The organism is Glaciibacter sp. 2TAF33, from assembly GCF_052114945.1.
Classification (GTDB): Bacteria; Actinomycetota; Actinomycetes; order Actinomycetales; family Microbacteriaceae; genus Cryobacterium.
The window spans coordinates 202,633-216,603 of record NZ_JBFRFS010000002.1; the positions used below are offsets into that span (position 1 = coordinate 202,633).

Here is a 13,971-nt window from a genome sequence, read left to right on the forward strand (position 1 = left end):
CGGCGGGGGGCTGTCAAGACGCTCCCCCGCCGATGGGGTAACACCCTTACGGCCGGTAGGGCTTCAGGAATTCGTGCAACTTGTCGGCGTACGCACCCCAGTCGATGTCGTCGACCGACTTGTAGAGCTCGACCCAATCCTTCTGGGTGCTGGGAGCACCCGATCGGACATCCAGGTCGGCGGCGATCTTGTCCCAGCCGTCGGCCAGGCCGCTGAGGTTCTTGGCGAAGCCCTTGGCATCGGTGACGCCCGCCGGAGGCGTCTTGATCGCAGCCTTCGTGTACGCGTCGCGAGCGACGTCGATCGCCTTGTTGAAGCTGGTCGGGTCGACGAATGTCACGCCCTTGGCAGGAGCCTCGTTCGCCCACTGCACGTTGCGCGCGACCGACGACTTGACAATGTCGGCCAGCAGGTCCACCCGGGCGTCGAAGATGACGCGCTGCGCCTCGAGAGGCAGCGACTCCAGCACCGACTTCTTGATGAGCAGTTGGGAGCCAGCGGATGTCGCGAAGTGCGCGGGGATGAAGTACTTGGCTTCGTCCCAGACTCCCAGTGTGATGAACGGGCTGATGACGTTCATGAAGCAGTCGATCACTCCGCGCTGAAGCCCCTCGAACACGTCGGTCACGGGCAAGGTGACGGATGTCATCTTCATCTGCTCGACCTCGTCAACGAACGGCGGTCCTGGTGTGCGGATCGTCTTTCCGGCAGCCTGGGCGGCCGAGGTGACCTCGGACTTGCAGATCGCGCTGTTCGGCGCAGTACCCCAGGTCACCAGTGTTGCCGCGTCGTACGTGGCCAGTTCCTTGGCCAGCGGACCATCCTGGTATGCCGCGAACTGAACCGGAGTTCCCTGGATGAGCGACATGGGGAAATCGGGCTTGATCGCGCTCTGCGCGAGGGTCGTCTCCCACAGCGCAGTCGGGATGCTATCGGGCACATTCGATGGCGATACGAACGTGATGTCGGTCAGGCCCGACTGGATCGCGCTGAGCGCCTCCGTGACCGGGTGCAGGGACGCTGCGTAGTACGTCTCGAAGGTGATCTTTCCGTCAGTTCCCTTGGTGACCTGATCCATGAACTTCTGCATCGCCATCACGTGCGCCGCCGTCTCGACGTTCGAGTCGCTGTATGTGAGAGCTATCGGTTCCATCGTGTCCAGCGAGGAGCCCTCGCTGGCCTGTGGGGCTGCTCCCCCGCCAGGGGCGCCGCCGGAGGCGCAGCCGGTGGCAAGAAGGGCTGTCAACACTGCCCCTCCCGTGAGCAAACGAAGTCTCGCACTCTTCCGCATGGTTCCTTCTCTCTAGCGCGCCGTCGCGCCCGTCACAAATGACAATACCGTAATCCCTGCAATCAAGGTTAATATATATATGATTGCCTCAATGCTCACCACCTTATCGAGGAGGGCAACTACCGCCGGGCCGACACGTACCTGATGCCGGCCCACGAGAGGAAGGCAACGAAGCCATGACAATCACCTCGATCGTGAGATTGACGTTCAAACCCGAGGCGCTCGCGGAGGCCGAGCAGGCTGTGCGCACCTCCCTCGAACTTGCCCGCAGCTTCGAGGGGAACCTGGGCATCGAGGTGCTCGTCGACCGGGAGGACAGCACCCGCTGGTTGCTGGTCGAGCGCTGGGCGTCGGAAGACAGCGATGCGGCCTATCGGGCATACCGGGCGGAAAAGGGCGTCAAGTCCGCGCTCGGTCCGCTGCTTGCCGGCCCGCCTGAGGTCGTCAAGTACGACGTCTCCCCCGCCTGATCGCGCCCATGGTCCATGGTCCACCATCCCACCGACGCCCGTGAGAAGAGCCTCAGCGCGGTGCGAGAGGGTATCCGCGACCGGCTCGGCCGCTACGGACTGTGGCGGATGGGCCGGGACACGGGCCCCTCATTCGGCATTGCCGCCGACCGGTACGGTTTTGGTTCGGTCTGGTACGGCGGCGTCGGCGCAGACCTCGGCATACCGTCCCAGGTGCTTGCTGCCACCGACCGGATCGTCGTCGGGTCGGGAATCGTCAACATTTTCGCGACCGACCCAAACGAGGTGGCAGCGTCATACCACCGACTGCAGGCCCAGTACCCGGGGCGGTTCGTGCTTGGTATCGGACTGGGCCATCCGGAGCGCACCGAGCGGGCGAAGCACCCACTCGGTGCGCTGTCGGCGTTTCTGGACGCTCTCGTGTCGGAGGGCGTTCCCGCCGGTCGGGTTGTGGTGGCGGGGCTCGGCCCACGCGTGCTGGCGCTTTCGGGTGAGCAAACGGGCGGTGCGCACCCTTACCTGGTCACCCCAGGGCACACGCGGTGGGCCCGCGAGATCTTGGGGGAATCGCCGCTCTTGATTCCGGAGCAGCGGTTGGTGCTGGAAGTCGACAGGGAGAGGGCCCTGATGATCGCGCGGTCAGGCGTGGAGTTCTATCTGGGCCTCCGCAACTACCGGCTGAACCTCCAGCGCATGGGAATTTCGGCCGAAGAGCTCGATGACCCCTGGCCTCGGGTGACCGACGCCATCGTCGTGTCGGGAACACCGGGCGCCGTGAAGGCGGGTCTCGACGCGCACCTGGATGCCGGAGCCGACCACGTCCTCGCACAGATAGTCGCACCCGAAGGCAGCGACCCCATTGAGGACGTGGCCGCGCTCGCGGCAGCCCTGGGGTTGACTCCCCGCTGATCCGTCGAGCCGAACCCGGAGGCAACGCGTGTCAGCCTGCGAGCGCGCGATCCCTGATCAGCGGCGCCTGGAAGTAAGCGGGGTCGTCGCGGTCTTTGCTGCCGGCCACGAACCCTGCGGCAGCCTGCTTCTCGACGTCGCTGTCCACAACCGGGTAGAAGAAGGTCATGATCGTCACTCTCTCGGCTATGCGCCATTCACCGTCCCGTCGTTCGAGCCGGTCAACGTACCTGCCGGGGCACGCGTAAGCCTTGCCGTCGTGGCGAAGAGAGTGCTGGAGGAAATAGGTCTCGCTGTGCGCAGTGTCGCCGTCGAGTTCTGTGTAGGTCTGACCGAGTACGTGCTGCAGCGCGGCGAAGCGCTCCCGGACAACGGGGATGACCCAATCGATGTACTCCTCGCGGTCACCACGGAATGCGCCGTGGTCGTCCTGCGCGTCCTCCCAGTAGACGGAACGCAGGATGTCCGCATCGGCGCGATCGATGCCCCGGCAATAACGCTCCTGGAGGTTCCGGATCTCGGCGATGCTCGAGAGTTCGTCAAGCGTGTATGCCATGTTGCTCCTCGTCTTTGAGTTCGAAGTGTGTATCCTATCAATCAATATGATTATGAGCCAAAGGACCGGGATATGACGTCGCGTGGAAACGCCTCTGTCGAGGTCAGCATCAACTTCCCGGCCTTCGCGCTTGCCGGCATTCCCGCGCTGGCCCAAGCCGCAGAGCGGGCCGGATTCAGGGCCCTCCGCGTCGGCGACATGCAGTCGACGCATCGGGAGATGTACCCTGCGCTGACTCTGGTCGCTGCCAGCACCTCCCGCGTCCAGTTCGGCCCGGGGGTGACCAATCCCGTGACGAGGCATCCCGCGGTGAGCGCATCCGCCATGGCGACGCTGCAGGAATTCTCCGGCGGACGTGCGGTCTTCGGCATTGGGACCGGGGACAGTGCCGTGCACAACCTGGGCGGGGCGCCGGCGACTGTGTCGGACCTCGAGAGTTACATCCGGACGGTGCGCTCGCTGCACGAGACCGGCCGCGCCGAGTACAGGGGGAACACCATCGCCCTCGACTGGTGGACCGGTGGGGCCATCCCGATTGTCGTGTCCGCGCACGGTCCGCGGATGCTGCAGTTGGCCGGTCGTGTCGCGGATGCCGTCGTCGTCGGCATCGGAATGGGCGAACTGGCGCGCGAATACGCCGCCGAGCAGATTGCACGGGGAGCCCGGGAAGCGGGGCGCGATCCCGCGAGCATCCAGGTCTGGTACATGTCGTACCTGAACATCGCAGCCTCGCACGACGCCGGCGCCCGTGAGGTCGGGTCGGCGCTGGCCGTCGGCGGCAACCTCCTGGCCAAGTCCGCTGCGCGCAGCATCATTCCCCACGCTCTGCGTTCCCGGTTCGAGGAATTGACCAAGAGGTACTCGTACCTCCAGCACGCCGGCGGTGCGACTGACAACCCCAACGCCCGGCTTGTCGATGAACTCGGATTGCGTGACCACCTCGCCGAACAGTTCGGGGTCTTCGGCGCCCCGACCGACATCCGTGCACGTCTTCAAGGCCTGGCTGATACGGGTGTCTCGCGCCTCTGGGGAGGATATGTGCTGCCCGACCTCGCAGACTTCTTCGAGCGTTGGCGCCTTGGCCTGACCGGGGCAAATCGTCCCTGACGTCGGCCCCTGCCTCTCCTGTTACTTCCAGGAGTCGATGATCGGGTCGGCGGCGTTGTCGAGTGTCACAACATCGATGAGCGCATGATTGCGGGCGACCACCATATCGCGCACGGCGCGGCCGAGGAAGCTGGGATTACGGATCGTCTGGGTGCCTCCCCACAGGCTCGCGAACATGATCACTTCGGTCGCGACAGTGTGGACGTGGGTGGTCGCCTGCCGCACCCGGGCCATCTGCTCGGCGGTCAGCGACTGTGACTCGGCCGTCGAGGCGATGCCCTCGCGAACTACACGGTAGAAGTAGTCTCGGACCGACCAGAACTTCGCGTCCGCCTCGACGAACTCCTTTCGGAAGACCGGGTATTGGTCAACCGGCATTGTGTATGCCATCCGTTTCTTGCCGTCCACGACGCCCGCCACCTCGTGCAGCGCCCGTCGCATGAGGCCGAGCACAACGCCGCCGTGACCGATCACGCTGGAGGAGAGCAGGTCCAGGGTTTTGCCGCTGTAGTCCTGGCCCGGCGGTGCCACCAGCGGTGCCGAATCGAAGGTGAAGTCGTCGGGGACGAAGTACTCGTTCCAACCGTAGCTGTAGCTCCCGGTGGCAGCCATGCCCATCACGTCCCAGTCTCCGTAGACGATGGTCTCGGACTTGGGTGCGCGGATCGCGCGGGTCAGGGGCGAGCCGTTCTCGCGGAGGACCGGACTGCCGTCCTCGTCCAGGATCCGGACAGTGGTGCCGACCCAGTCGGAGGCGTCCATCCCGCTGCCGAACGGCACCTGCGGCGTGTTGACCATGTACCCACCGTCGACTTTCACCGCGGTGCCGAGCGGAGCAATGGTGCCGCAGGAGATCGGCTTCCGTCCGTCCAGGAAGAGCTGCCGGAAGCCGGGGTAATACAGCGAGGTGTTCCACGTCGACACGGCCGCGGCCATGAGCGCCCACCCGGTGGAACCATCCGCCTCCGCGATGACCTCGAAGACCTCCAGGGCCACGTCGGCCGACACACCGCCACCACCAAGCTCGGGGTCGACGAGCATCCAGAACAGTCCGGCCTCCTTCAGCGCCCCGATCGTTGCCTCGGGCATCGCTCCTGCAGCCTCACCGTCAGCGGAATGGGCCTCGATGATCGGAGCGATCGCCCGGGCACGGTCGACATAATTCGAGGATGCAACGCCGGTGTCGCTCAGGGATTCACTGATGCTGTTCATGATGCCGGTCGCTTTCATAGGTCTTTCACTTCCACGAGTCGATGATCGGGTCGGCCGCGTTGTCGACCGTCACGATATCGATCAGTGCATGGTTCCGTGCAACGATCGCGTCGCGCACGGCGCGACCGAGGGAGCTGGGGTTCCGGATGGTCTGAGTGCCTCCCCACAGGCTCGCGAACATGACCACTTCGGTCGCCACGGTGTGGACGTGTGTTGTGGCCTGGCGAATGCGGGCCATCTGCTCTGCGCTCAGGGACTGGGTCTCGGCCGTCGAGTCGATGCCTTCGCGCACCACTCGGTAGAAGTACTCGCGCACCGACCAGAATTTCGCATCGGCCTCGACGAACTCCTTCCGGAACACCGCATAGTCGTCGACCGGCACGGAGTAGCCCATCCGCTTCTTGCCCTCGACGATGTTGGCGACCTCGTGCAGCGCCCGCCGCATCAGGCCGAGGACCACGCCGGCGTGACCGATGACGCCCGACGACATCAGATCGAGGGTCTCACCCGTGAAATCCTCGCCGGGCGCTGGCACCAGCGGCGCGGAGTCGAACGAGAAGTCGTCCGGAACGAAGTAGTCGGTCCAGCCGTAGGTGTAGCTGCCCGTGGCAGCCATGCCCATCACGTCCCAGTCACCATAGACGGTGGTCTCAGACTTCGGCGCCCGGATGGCGCGGGTCAACGGCGCCCCGTTCTCGCGGAGCACCGGCTTGCCGTCCTCGTCCAGGATCCGCACCGTCGTACCGACCCAGTCGGCCGCATCCATGCCGCTGCCGAACGGAATTGGCGGCGTGTTGACCAGGTAACCGCCCTCCACCTTCAACGCGGTACCGATCGGGGCCTGCGTACCGCAGCTGATCGGCGTGCCGCCTTCCCGGAAGAGGCGTCGCAGACCGGGGTAGAAGTGCGAGGAATTCCACGTCGATACCGAGGCGGCCATCAACGCCCACCCGGTGGAGCCGTCCGCCTCGGCGATCACTTCCATAACCTCGAGCGCGCTATCGAACGGCAAACCCCCGCCGCCCAGATCGGAGTCGACGAGCATCCAGAACAGCCCCGCCTCCTTCAACGCCGCGATTGTCGCCTCGGGCATCGCCCCGGCAGCCTCGCCCTCCGCGGAATTCGCCTCGATAATCGGTGCGATCGCCCTCGCCCGCTCGAGATAATTCGAGGATGCAACGCGGGTGTCGCTCGACGATTCGCTGATGAGAGTCATGATGTCAGTCGCCTTCTTCTGGTGATGTGCTTATCAGGACGTGAACGTGGGAGTGACCACCACGTTCACGCTCTTGGTCCCGGGTATCTTTCCCTCGAGGGTGTCGAGTGCTTCTTCGAACCGGTCGAATCCGAAGACATGCGTGCGCATCTTCTCGATCTTGACTTGCCCGGTGATGAGCATGTCGGCGGCCGTGCGATAGGCGGCGATGCTGGAGTTCGCAGCGCCGATCACACGGATGTTCTTGGAGGTGATGCGACCAATGGGGAAGCCGTCGACGGTGGCCTCCTTGACCCCGATGTTGACCAGCGTGCCGCCGGCCTTGAGCATCTGCACGCCCTGCAGCGTGGTGGACGTGATCTTGGGGACCGTGTCAATGACGAGATCGACGCCCTGGCCACCGGTGAGAGCGAGGACCGCTTCAACCGGGTCCTCCTGCTCGACGTCCACGACTGCGTTCGCACCGAACTCCAGTGCAAGGTCGAGCTTGTGCCGATCCCGGCTGAGCCCCGTCGCGATGACCAGGCCCGAGCCCACGGCGCGTTGTGCGGCGACGATCGCCAGGCCGCGCTGCCCGCTGCCGAGGACGACCACCGATTGTCCGACCTTGTGGCCGGGCGTCATCACGGACCACTGGATGGCTCCGCCAAGCGGATTCCAGAGCGTCGCGTTCAACGGGTCGAAGTGCGCAGGGAACGGATAGACGATCGCTTCCGGGTCGAGATAGACGTGCGTGCTGTACCCGCCCCACAACCCTGGCGCCTCCGTCGTCGGGATGAATCCGTACACGGGTACAGGGAACCGTCCGGCGGCGCACATGTGCATGCGGCCATCGGTGCAGGGTCCGCACTTCCCGCATGAGATGACGGGGTTCACGGCCACGCGATCACCGATGTTCAGCCCCTCGCGGTGCTTCAGCTTGGGACCCATATCTTCGATGACACCCACGATCTCGTGGCCGTTGATCCGCGGGTACTTCCGATCCGCGGGGACGAGCCTGTCTTCACCCAGGAAGGACTCGACATCGCTGCCGCAGATCCCATTCGCCTCGACCCGCAGCAGTGCAGCTCCCGGCGGCAGCGTCGGGAAGGGGATCTCCTCGAAGTGCTGTTCCCTCGGTCCGGTCTGTACGAGCGCCGTGGCTGTGCTGGTCATTCCTGCTCCTCAATGAGTCGGGCGTCCAGGCGGACTCCGCCATTCCTCTGTTCGATCATGCGTAGTAAGCGAGTGGCAGGCCGGCGCGAGGCCAGCGAGCCTTGATGAGTAAGCCTTCGCCGGAGAGAGTGATCCAGACGTCCCGCATGTCCGGTCCGCCGAAGCACAGGTTCGTAGGCAACGGATCCGGGAGTTCCGTCAAGCTGATTCCCCCGGTTACCGGATCGACGACGCCGATGCCCGGCTGCGCGAAGGTTGTCGCAACGCACACCCGGCCGTCTGATTCGACTGCCATCGAGTCTAAGATGTGCCGGGGTGGGAACTGTCCCACTGGTCGACCGGCCGGCAGACCGGCGGGCTCAAGGACCCCCGGTGACACGACATCGAAGGCAACGAGAAGCGACTCGTGCGTGATCGCGGCGTACAGGGTCTCGCCGCTGGGGGACAGAGCGATCCCGTTCACCCTGGGCCCATCGATGACTCGCCTGATTCCGCTGCCGTCGGGGGACGCGTAGAGGATGCCCCCTTTCCTCACGGACTCACCGACTGGCTTACCGAAATCGCTGAACCAGAAGCCTCCATGCGCGTCGAAGACGATATCGTTCGGTCCGGCAATGGGGATGTCCGGAGAGTCTGAATAAAGGCGCCCGACAGCCCCGGTCGCGAGATCTATTCGGTCGATCCAGCCGCCCTCATAGTCCGGGAGCGCCACCCCGGTGGTCTTCCAGCGACCGTCCTCGCGATGCGCCACCATCCCGCCGTTGTTGCACACGTACAACGCACCGTCGGGCCCTACCGCGGCGCCCCCCGGACCGCCGCCACACTCGACGACGAGTTCTGTGCGCCCGTCCGCGTGCACTCTCGTGATCGTGCCTGCGGCCACTTCCACGACGATTACGGAGCCGTTCTGCAGCCAGACGGGCCCCTCGGGAAACCCGAGCCCGTCGGCAACGACCTCAAAAGCGAATCCCTCGACCACCTTCATCTCGATTGGCTGCCCTACCCGGTGACCGCGGACTGCTCCTGGAGGAGCCCCAGGAAGGCTTGCCAGTCAACCTGGCCGGCGCCCGCTGCATACGCTGCTCTCAGCCCGTCCCCATCCTCAGCTGGGTCCCCGGGCAATTCGGCGACGACGCCGTCAGCCAGAAGATCGCGCCACTTCGCCCGGTAATCGGCCAGGCTCTTGATGAGCTGCTTCGGGTGGTCGACGCCAGCAGGAGCATCCTTCACCAGTCGGGAGTTCAGACCCGCGTGCAACGTGCTCATGACCTGGCGAAGATCGTCCGTTTTGAGGAATTGAACGCCGTCTGCCTTCGCCGTCGCACCGAAGTCTGCGACCACATTGAATGCACCCTCGGAGTGGACGCTCAAGGCCTTCATCGAAGCCTCCTGGAAGACCCGCCTCAGGTCGTCCGAGAAGGACTCCCAGAGGTCGAGGTTGATGATGTACCCGGCTGCCGCAATCGGAGTCCATCCGCTGACCGGCGCATAGTATTTCGCAACCTCAGTCAATCCGTAGGGCTTGAACGTCGTGTTCCCCGCGGTGGTGTAGACGCAGTTGATCGCCCCCCGTTGGAGGCCTTCGTACAGGTCGGCGAACGGCATGCTCACCGACGTCATGCCGAGCGCGTCAACTTCCGCGGTGATGCGGGCACTCGGCGACCTGGTGAGACGGCCACCGGCATCCGCAAGGTCCTTGATCGGTTTGGTGCACAACATGTCACCCGGTGATGAGGACACGAACCACAGAGGCTTCACATTCTGCGCCTCGTACTCCGCTTGAATGGCCGGTTCGTTGGCGATGAAGTCGTTGGCCGCGGCATAGTTGGCCAGGTCTCCCAGCGGAAACGGCTGCGGGTCGTCACTCATCGCCGGTGACAGCCAGTCAGCGATGGGAAACTGGTTCTCGAAGCCGATGGTGGTCGTGTAGGAGACGTCCGCCAAGCCGGATCCGACGCCAGCGAATGCCTCCGCGGCAGGAAGCAACGAACCGGAATAGAACGACTCGAAAGTCACCTTCCCACCGGTCGCCTCCTCGATGTAATCGGTGAACGCGACCGTCGCAGCCTCGAAATGACCGCCAGGGGGGTTGGTGTGATTGAAGGTGAGCTCCAACGGCTCCATCTCTGCGAATGCGTCGCCACCCGTAGCCGGCGCCGTCGAGGACGCTTCTCCAGCCGAGCAACCTGAAGCAATCAAGGTCAGCCCGACCAGCCCGGCCAGGACCGAGCCGGTCCTCCGCATTCGCGACATCTTCGCTTCCTTCCGCTCAACATCGAGCCACGATCATCAATAGGGTGACGGCTGCCTTCTGCGTGTGGCACCTGTCCAAATCATATCCCATGTTCATAAGTATTAACTAGATTGCGTCCGGCGACACCCTCATCCACGACGTCGCCCTGGACCTTCAGGCGGATGATGGCCAGCCCGGATATGCGGTCGATCAGGTGGATCAGCCCACGGTCGTCCACTGTGACGTTCCGTAGAAGCGTTCCGCGCGCTGATGGCAGCCGGTGAACGGCTCCTGCGGCGATCCGTCGGCACCCACACCCGGAACCGTGATCGTCGAAACCGAAATCGGACCACGCGCCCGAATGTCTCGGAAAACAGCCGGCCATCGACTATCACGCGAGATATACTATGTTGCTTTTTATCTAAATCATTAACTACATTGATCTCATGTGAACATCCGGCAATGCATTCCCGCTACCGGGCATACATCTTTACCGCGCCGACGATTGGAAGCAATGCGCTACCCCGTCACCGAACTGGCGAGAGGGCTCGGATTCGTGGAGGGTCCGGTCGCACTCGAGGACGGTGCCGTCCTCTTCACGGATATCGGCGCTGGGCTCATCATGCGCCTTGATCCCGACGGGTCGATCGATGTGTTCGCCGACGTGGGCGGCGGCCCGAACGGTCTCGCAACAACCTCTGACGGGGGGCTGCTCGTGTGCAACAACGGCGGGATGGGGATCCGGGAAGCCGCGGACGGTTTCCTTCGACCGAACGGCACACGCGGTACACGACCGGTCGATCCGTGCATCCAGCGCGTCAATGCGCACGGTCGCGTCGAAGCCGGCATCGCCTCGCACCGAGGCGGGTCGTTCGTGGCGCCGAATGACCTCGTCCTCGACGCATATGGCGGCTGTTACATCACCGATTTCGGCGCCGTGCACGGGCGGCTCGTAGACCCGGGCGGCGTCTACTACGCGAAGGCGAATGGCCGGTCCCACATTGCTGACGAGCTGGTGCATGTGGCATCGCCACCGCTGCCGCTCACACAGCCCAACGGAGTGGGCCTCTCGCCCGACGGCGACACTCTGTATGTGGCAGAGACCGCCAGCGGGCGACTGTGGTCGTGGGCGGTCATCGCGCCCGGAGTACTCGGACCGGGACCGCAGCCGACGACCGCGAACGGTGCGACACTCGTGTACGCCGTCGAAGGATACGCGTTCTTCGACTCGCTCGCCGTCGATCCGGACGGGTACATCTGCGTCGCGACCGTCCGAAAAGGGGGGATCAGCGTTATTGCCCCTGATGGGGAGCTGGAGGCGTTCATCCCGATGCCGGTCTTCGACCCGGCCGTCACGAACATCTGCTTCAGCCCGGAAGGCGACACGGCCTACGTGACCGCCGCCGGCACGGGGCGCCTTTACGCGATCGACTGGCGACAACCCGGTCGCAGGTCGCGGAGCACAAGCAATCGACCCCCAAGCGTGTGGAGTAAGCCATGACCGAGATCATTCGAACCGCAGGCCAGTCGTCCGTGCTTCCCGGAGCAGTGCGAGCCGGGAATCTCATACTCACCTCGGGTGCGATCGGAACGTCGGTATTCGCAACCCTGAGGAGCGATGAACGGATCCCGTTCCCGCAGCAGGCGGCGGAGGCGCTTGCCGAGGTTCTCCGTCATGTGCAGGACGCCGGCGGCACGAAAGACACGATTTTGCGGATCGAGGTGTTCCTCGCATCCGCGGACTATTACCCCGCCTGGAACGCCGAATTCCAGAAGGTGTGGCCCGAGCCCGGACCGGCACGCAGCGTGGCGATCGTAGAACTCGCGAACCCTGCGATCCTGGTCGAGCTCCACGCGGTCGCGGTGGCTGCGGAGTGAGAATCGAAGGGTCCAAATCGAGGATGGAGATGTCGTGAGGGACTGGACTGAGATCGACAATCTGCTCCTGGACCCGGCGTGGCTGGCGACCCAGCAGTTCCACGACGTCTATCACCAGCTCCGGGACGAAGATCCAATTCACTGGACCCGCAACGACGCCTACGGGCGTCACTTTTGGTTCGTGACCCGCCATGAGGATGTTGTCGAGTATTTGCACGATCATGACCGGCTCAGTAACCGGTGGGCAAGTCGCGTACCGAAATCACCGCAGCGGATCACGCCCGAACAGCGCTTCGCGGAAGGCGGCTCGGTACTGGCACACCTGGACCCGCCGACCCACACCGTCTATCGGCGCCCGATGAACAAGCATTTCAGCGTGCCGACGATCCGGAAGCTGCAGTCGGACATCGAGGGCTATGTCGACGAGGTGATCGAATCGATCAGTGATCGCACTGAAGCTGACTTCGTCGAGGAGATCGCGGGCGAGCTCCCTGCCCGCGTCATCCTCCGGATGCTTGGAGTACCGGAATCCGACTGGCCGACCCTGCGCGAAGCCGTTTGGCTCTACTTTTCCTCGGCCGATCCGCGGTGGGTCATTGACGGAGACCCCGTCAAGACCCGCGCAACCGGGCTTAAACGCCTCTCTGACTACACGACACAGATGGCGCTCGACCGCCGCGAGCATCCTCGTGACGACTTTGCAACTGTCATCGCGAACATGAGAGTCGACGACGACCTGCTGAGCGTTATGGAGATCCGCGCGTGGCTGACGGCGCTGATCGCCGGAGGCCTTGAGACCACCCGCAGCGTCGCGGCCGTCGGCACCTGGCTCTTCCTCCGGAATCCGGACCAGCGCGACCTGCTGCTGGGTGATCCGTCGCTTGCTCAGAGCGCAGTGGAGGAGTGCCTGCGCTGGGTGACCCCCGCGAGCAACCGGCTCCGCGTCGCGACCGTTGACTTCGAGTTCCACGGTCGAGATATCCGAGCCGGCGACTGGGTGGTCGGTTCCCTCGCCTCGGCCAACAAGGACGAGCGGGTCTTCACCGAACCGCACCGTTTCGACATCGCTCGGAACCCCAACCCGCATGTGAGCTTCTCCGACGGCATCCACATGTGTCTGGGCCGCAACCTGGCCAGGCTGGAGCTTCAGGTTTTCCTGCCGCGGATTCTCGCTGCGCTACCCGATCTTGAAGCGATCGGTGAGCCGGTCTGGGCGGAGGACAACGTCATGAACGGCTTTGCGGAATTTCCCGTGCGCTTCTCACGTCCCACACGGGTCGCCCGCTGACTGCTCGCCTCAGACGCCAGCCATCAGCTGCTGGACGCCGCGTTCCCAGTCGATGTCGGGGTATAGCTCGCTGAGTTTCGCGATGAGCTTGCGCTGACCGTTCGACACTATGAAGACGTTGCCCTCGTGCCAGCCGACGAGCTCTTTCAGGGAAGTCATCCTCCACCCGTCGTCCGTTCGTGTGAACGTGTCGCGGTAGTAGCCCACCGTCGTGGAAATGTGTTCTCCCGTGCGGGTGCTGGCCCAATGCTTTCCCTGCATCACCGACAGGACTGTCGCGTTGTCGCGCGTCTCGTCGAACTCGAACGCGACAGGAGTTTTCAGGTGCTGGCTGAACTCCATTTCGGAGAAGAACGCCTTGAGCGCCTCAACCCAATCATCCGTGCTGATGGTGGTCCGCCCCACCTGACTCCCGGAGAGCTCGATAAGGTCGGTCTTCATCTCGTCGGTCCACGCACCGCGATACATCTCCCAATCGCGCGAATCCATCCCAAAGCAGTACCGCCCGATCACATCGGTGATGTCGGCGCGGTCGAGAAGCTCACCCATCCGGTCAGCATCCGAGCTACCCACAGGCGTGGGGGCTGTTTCATAAGTCGTCATTAGTCATCCTTTCGAGGCGGGGCGGAGTCGGGGGACCGGGCTGGCCCCGTTCG

Annotated in this window: 15 protein-coding genes; 6 read left to right on the forward strand and 9 right to left on the reverse strand. The window is 64.2% G+C overall.

Translation table 11 applies throughout. From position 1 onward, the window contains the following. Positions 1 to 46 precede the first annotated feature (46 nt). Complete coding sequence (locus tag AB4Y94_RS02530; protein WP_441724407.1) at positions 47 to 1,249, reverse strand: hypothetical protein; 1,203 nt, start codon at positions 1,247 to 1,249, stop codon at positions 47 to 49. Positions 1,250 to 1,467: 218 nt separating this feature from the next. Here AB4Y94_RS02530 and AB4Y94_RS02535 point away from each other — a divergent pair, with 218 nt between their 5' ends. Further along, positions 1,468 to 1,761 carry a putative quinol monooxygenase gene (locus AB4Y94_RS02535; protein ID WP_441724408.1) on the forward strand — a complete coding sequence of 98 codons (294 nt, stop codon included), beginning with the start codon at positions 1,468 to 1,470 and terminating at the stop codon, positions 1,759 to 1,761. A gap of 15 nt (positions 1,762 to 1,776) precedes the next feature. After that, complete coding sequence (locus tag AB4Y94_RS02540; protein ID WP_441724410.1) at positions 1,777 to 2,670, forward strand: TIGR03620 family F420-dependent LLM class oxidoreductase; 894 nt, start codon at positions 1,777 to 1,779, stop codon at positions 2,668 to 2,670. 31 nt (positions 2,671 to 2,701) lie between these two features. Here the strand turns inward: AB4Y94_RS02540 and AB4Y94_RS02545 are convergent, their stop codons facing one another. Beyond that, positions 2,702 to 3,226: a nuclear transport factor 2 family protein gene (locus tag AB4Y94_RS02545; RefSeq protein WP_441724412.1), complete on the reverse strand. Its 525-nt coding sequence runs from the start codon at positions 3,224 to 3,226 to the stop codon at positions 2,702 to 2,704. Between the two features lie 72 nt (positions 3,227 to 3,298). Here AB4Y94_RS02545 and AB4Y94_RS02550 point away from each other — a divergent pair, with 72 nt between their 5' ends. Further along, positions 3,299 to 4,333 (forward strand): LLM class flavin-dependent oxidoreductase, encoded by a 1,035-nt coding sequence (locus AB4Y94_RS02550; protein ID WP_441724414.1) that lies wholly within the window; start codon positions 3,299 to 3,301, stop codon positions 4,331 to 4,333. Positions 4,334 to 4,354: 21 nt separating this feature from the next. On the opposite strand, the gene AB4Y94_RS02555 is transcribed toward AB4Y94_RS02550, so the two are convergent. From AB4Y94_RS02555 to AB4Y94_RS02580, 6 genes are all read right to left on the reverse strand, one after another. Continuing rightward, positions 4,355 to 5,545: an acyl-CoA dehydrogenase family protein gene (locus AB4Y94_RS02555; RefSeq protein ID WP_441724416.1), complete on the reverse strand. Its 1,191-nt coding sequence runs from the start codon at positions 5,543 to 5,545 to the stop codon at positions 4,355 to 4,357. 25 nt (positions 5,546 to 5,570) lie between these two features. Continuing rightward, the gene (locus AB4Y94_RS02560) at positions 5,571 to 6,761 is read right to left on the reverse strand and encodes an acyl-CoA dehydrogenase family protein (protein ID WP_441724418.1); all 1,191 of its coding nucleotides are present in this window, start codon (positions 6,759 to 6,761) and stop codon (positions 5,571 to 5,573) included. Between the two features lie 33 nt (positions 6,762 to 6,794). After that, entirely contained in the window at positions 6,795 to 7,916 is a 1,122-nt protein-coding gene (locus AB4Y94_RS02565) for a zinc-dependent alcohol dehydrogenase (protein ID WP_441724420.1), read from the reverse strand. Between the two features lie 55 nt (positions 7,917 to 7,971). Next, positions 7,972 to 8,901 carry an SMP-30/gluconolactonase/LRE family protein gene (locus AB4Y94_RS02570; RefSeq protein WP_441724422.1) on the reverse strand — a complete coding sequence of 310 codons (930 nt, stop codon included), beginning with the start codon at positions 8,899 to 8,901 and terminating at the stop codon, positions 7,972 to 7,974. Positions 8,902 to 8,915: 14 nt separating this feature from the next. Next, the gene (dctP, locus tag AB4Y94_RS02575; protein ID WP_441724424.1) at positions 8,916 to 10,169 is read right to left on the reverse strand and encodes a TRAP transporter substrate-binding protein DctP; all 1,254 of its coding nucleotides are present in this window, start codon (positions 10,167 to 10,169) and stop codon (positions 8,916 to 8,918) included. 80 nt (positions 10,170 to 10,249) lie between these two features. Beyond that, positions 10,250 to 10,387, reverse strand: coding sequence for a hypothetical protein (locus AB4Y94_RS02580; protein ID WP_441724426.1), 138 nt, complete (start codon positions 10,385 to 10,387; stop codon positions 10,250 to 10,252). Between the two features lie 276 nt (positions 10,388 to 10,663). On the opposite strand from AB4Y94_RS02580, the gene AB4Y94_RS02585 reads away from it, so the two are divergent. The 3 genes from AB4Y94_RS02585 to AB4Y94_RS02595 are packed head-to-tail and all read left to right on the forward strand — an operon-like array spanning position 10,664 to position 13,315. Beyond that, entirely contained in the window at positions 10,664 to 11,650 is a 987-nt protein-coding gene (locus AB4Y94_RS02585; protein ID WP_441724427.1) for an SMP-30/gluconolactonase/LRE family protein, read from the forward strand. Continuing rightward, on the forward strand, positions 11,647 to 12,027 hold the full coding sequence (locus AB4Y94_RS02590; RefSeq protein WP_441724428.1) for a RidA family protein: 381 nt from the start codon (positions 11,647 to 11,649) through the stop codon (positions 12,025 to 12,027). The genes AB4Y94_RS02585 and AB4Y94_RS02590 overlap by 4 nt, the downstream gene beginning before the upstream one ends. Before the next feature lie 34 nt (positions 12,028 to 12,061). Continuing rightward, entirely contained in the window at positions 12,062 to 13,315 is a 1,254-nt protein-coding gene (locus tag AB4Y94_RS02595) for a cytochrome P450 (RefSeq protein WP_441724429.1), read from the forward strand. A 9-nt stretch (positions 13,316 to 13,324) separates the two neighbouring features. Here the strand turns inward: AB4Y94_RS02595 and AB4Y94_RS02600 are convergent, their stop codons facing one another. Continuing rightward, positions 13,325 to 13,918, reverse strand: a complete 594-nt coding sequence (locus AB4Y94_RS02600) for a nuclear transport factor 2 family protein (protein WP_441724431.1) — start codon at positions 13,916 to 13,918, stop codon at positions 13,325 to 13,327. Between the last annotated feature and the right edge of the window lie 53 nt (positions 13,919 to 13,971).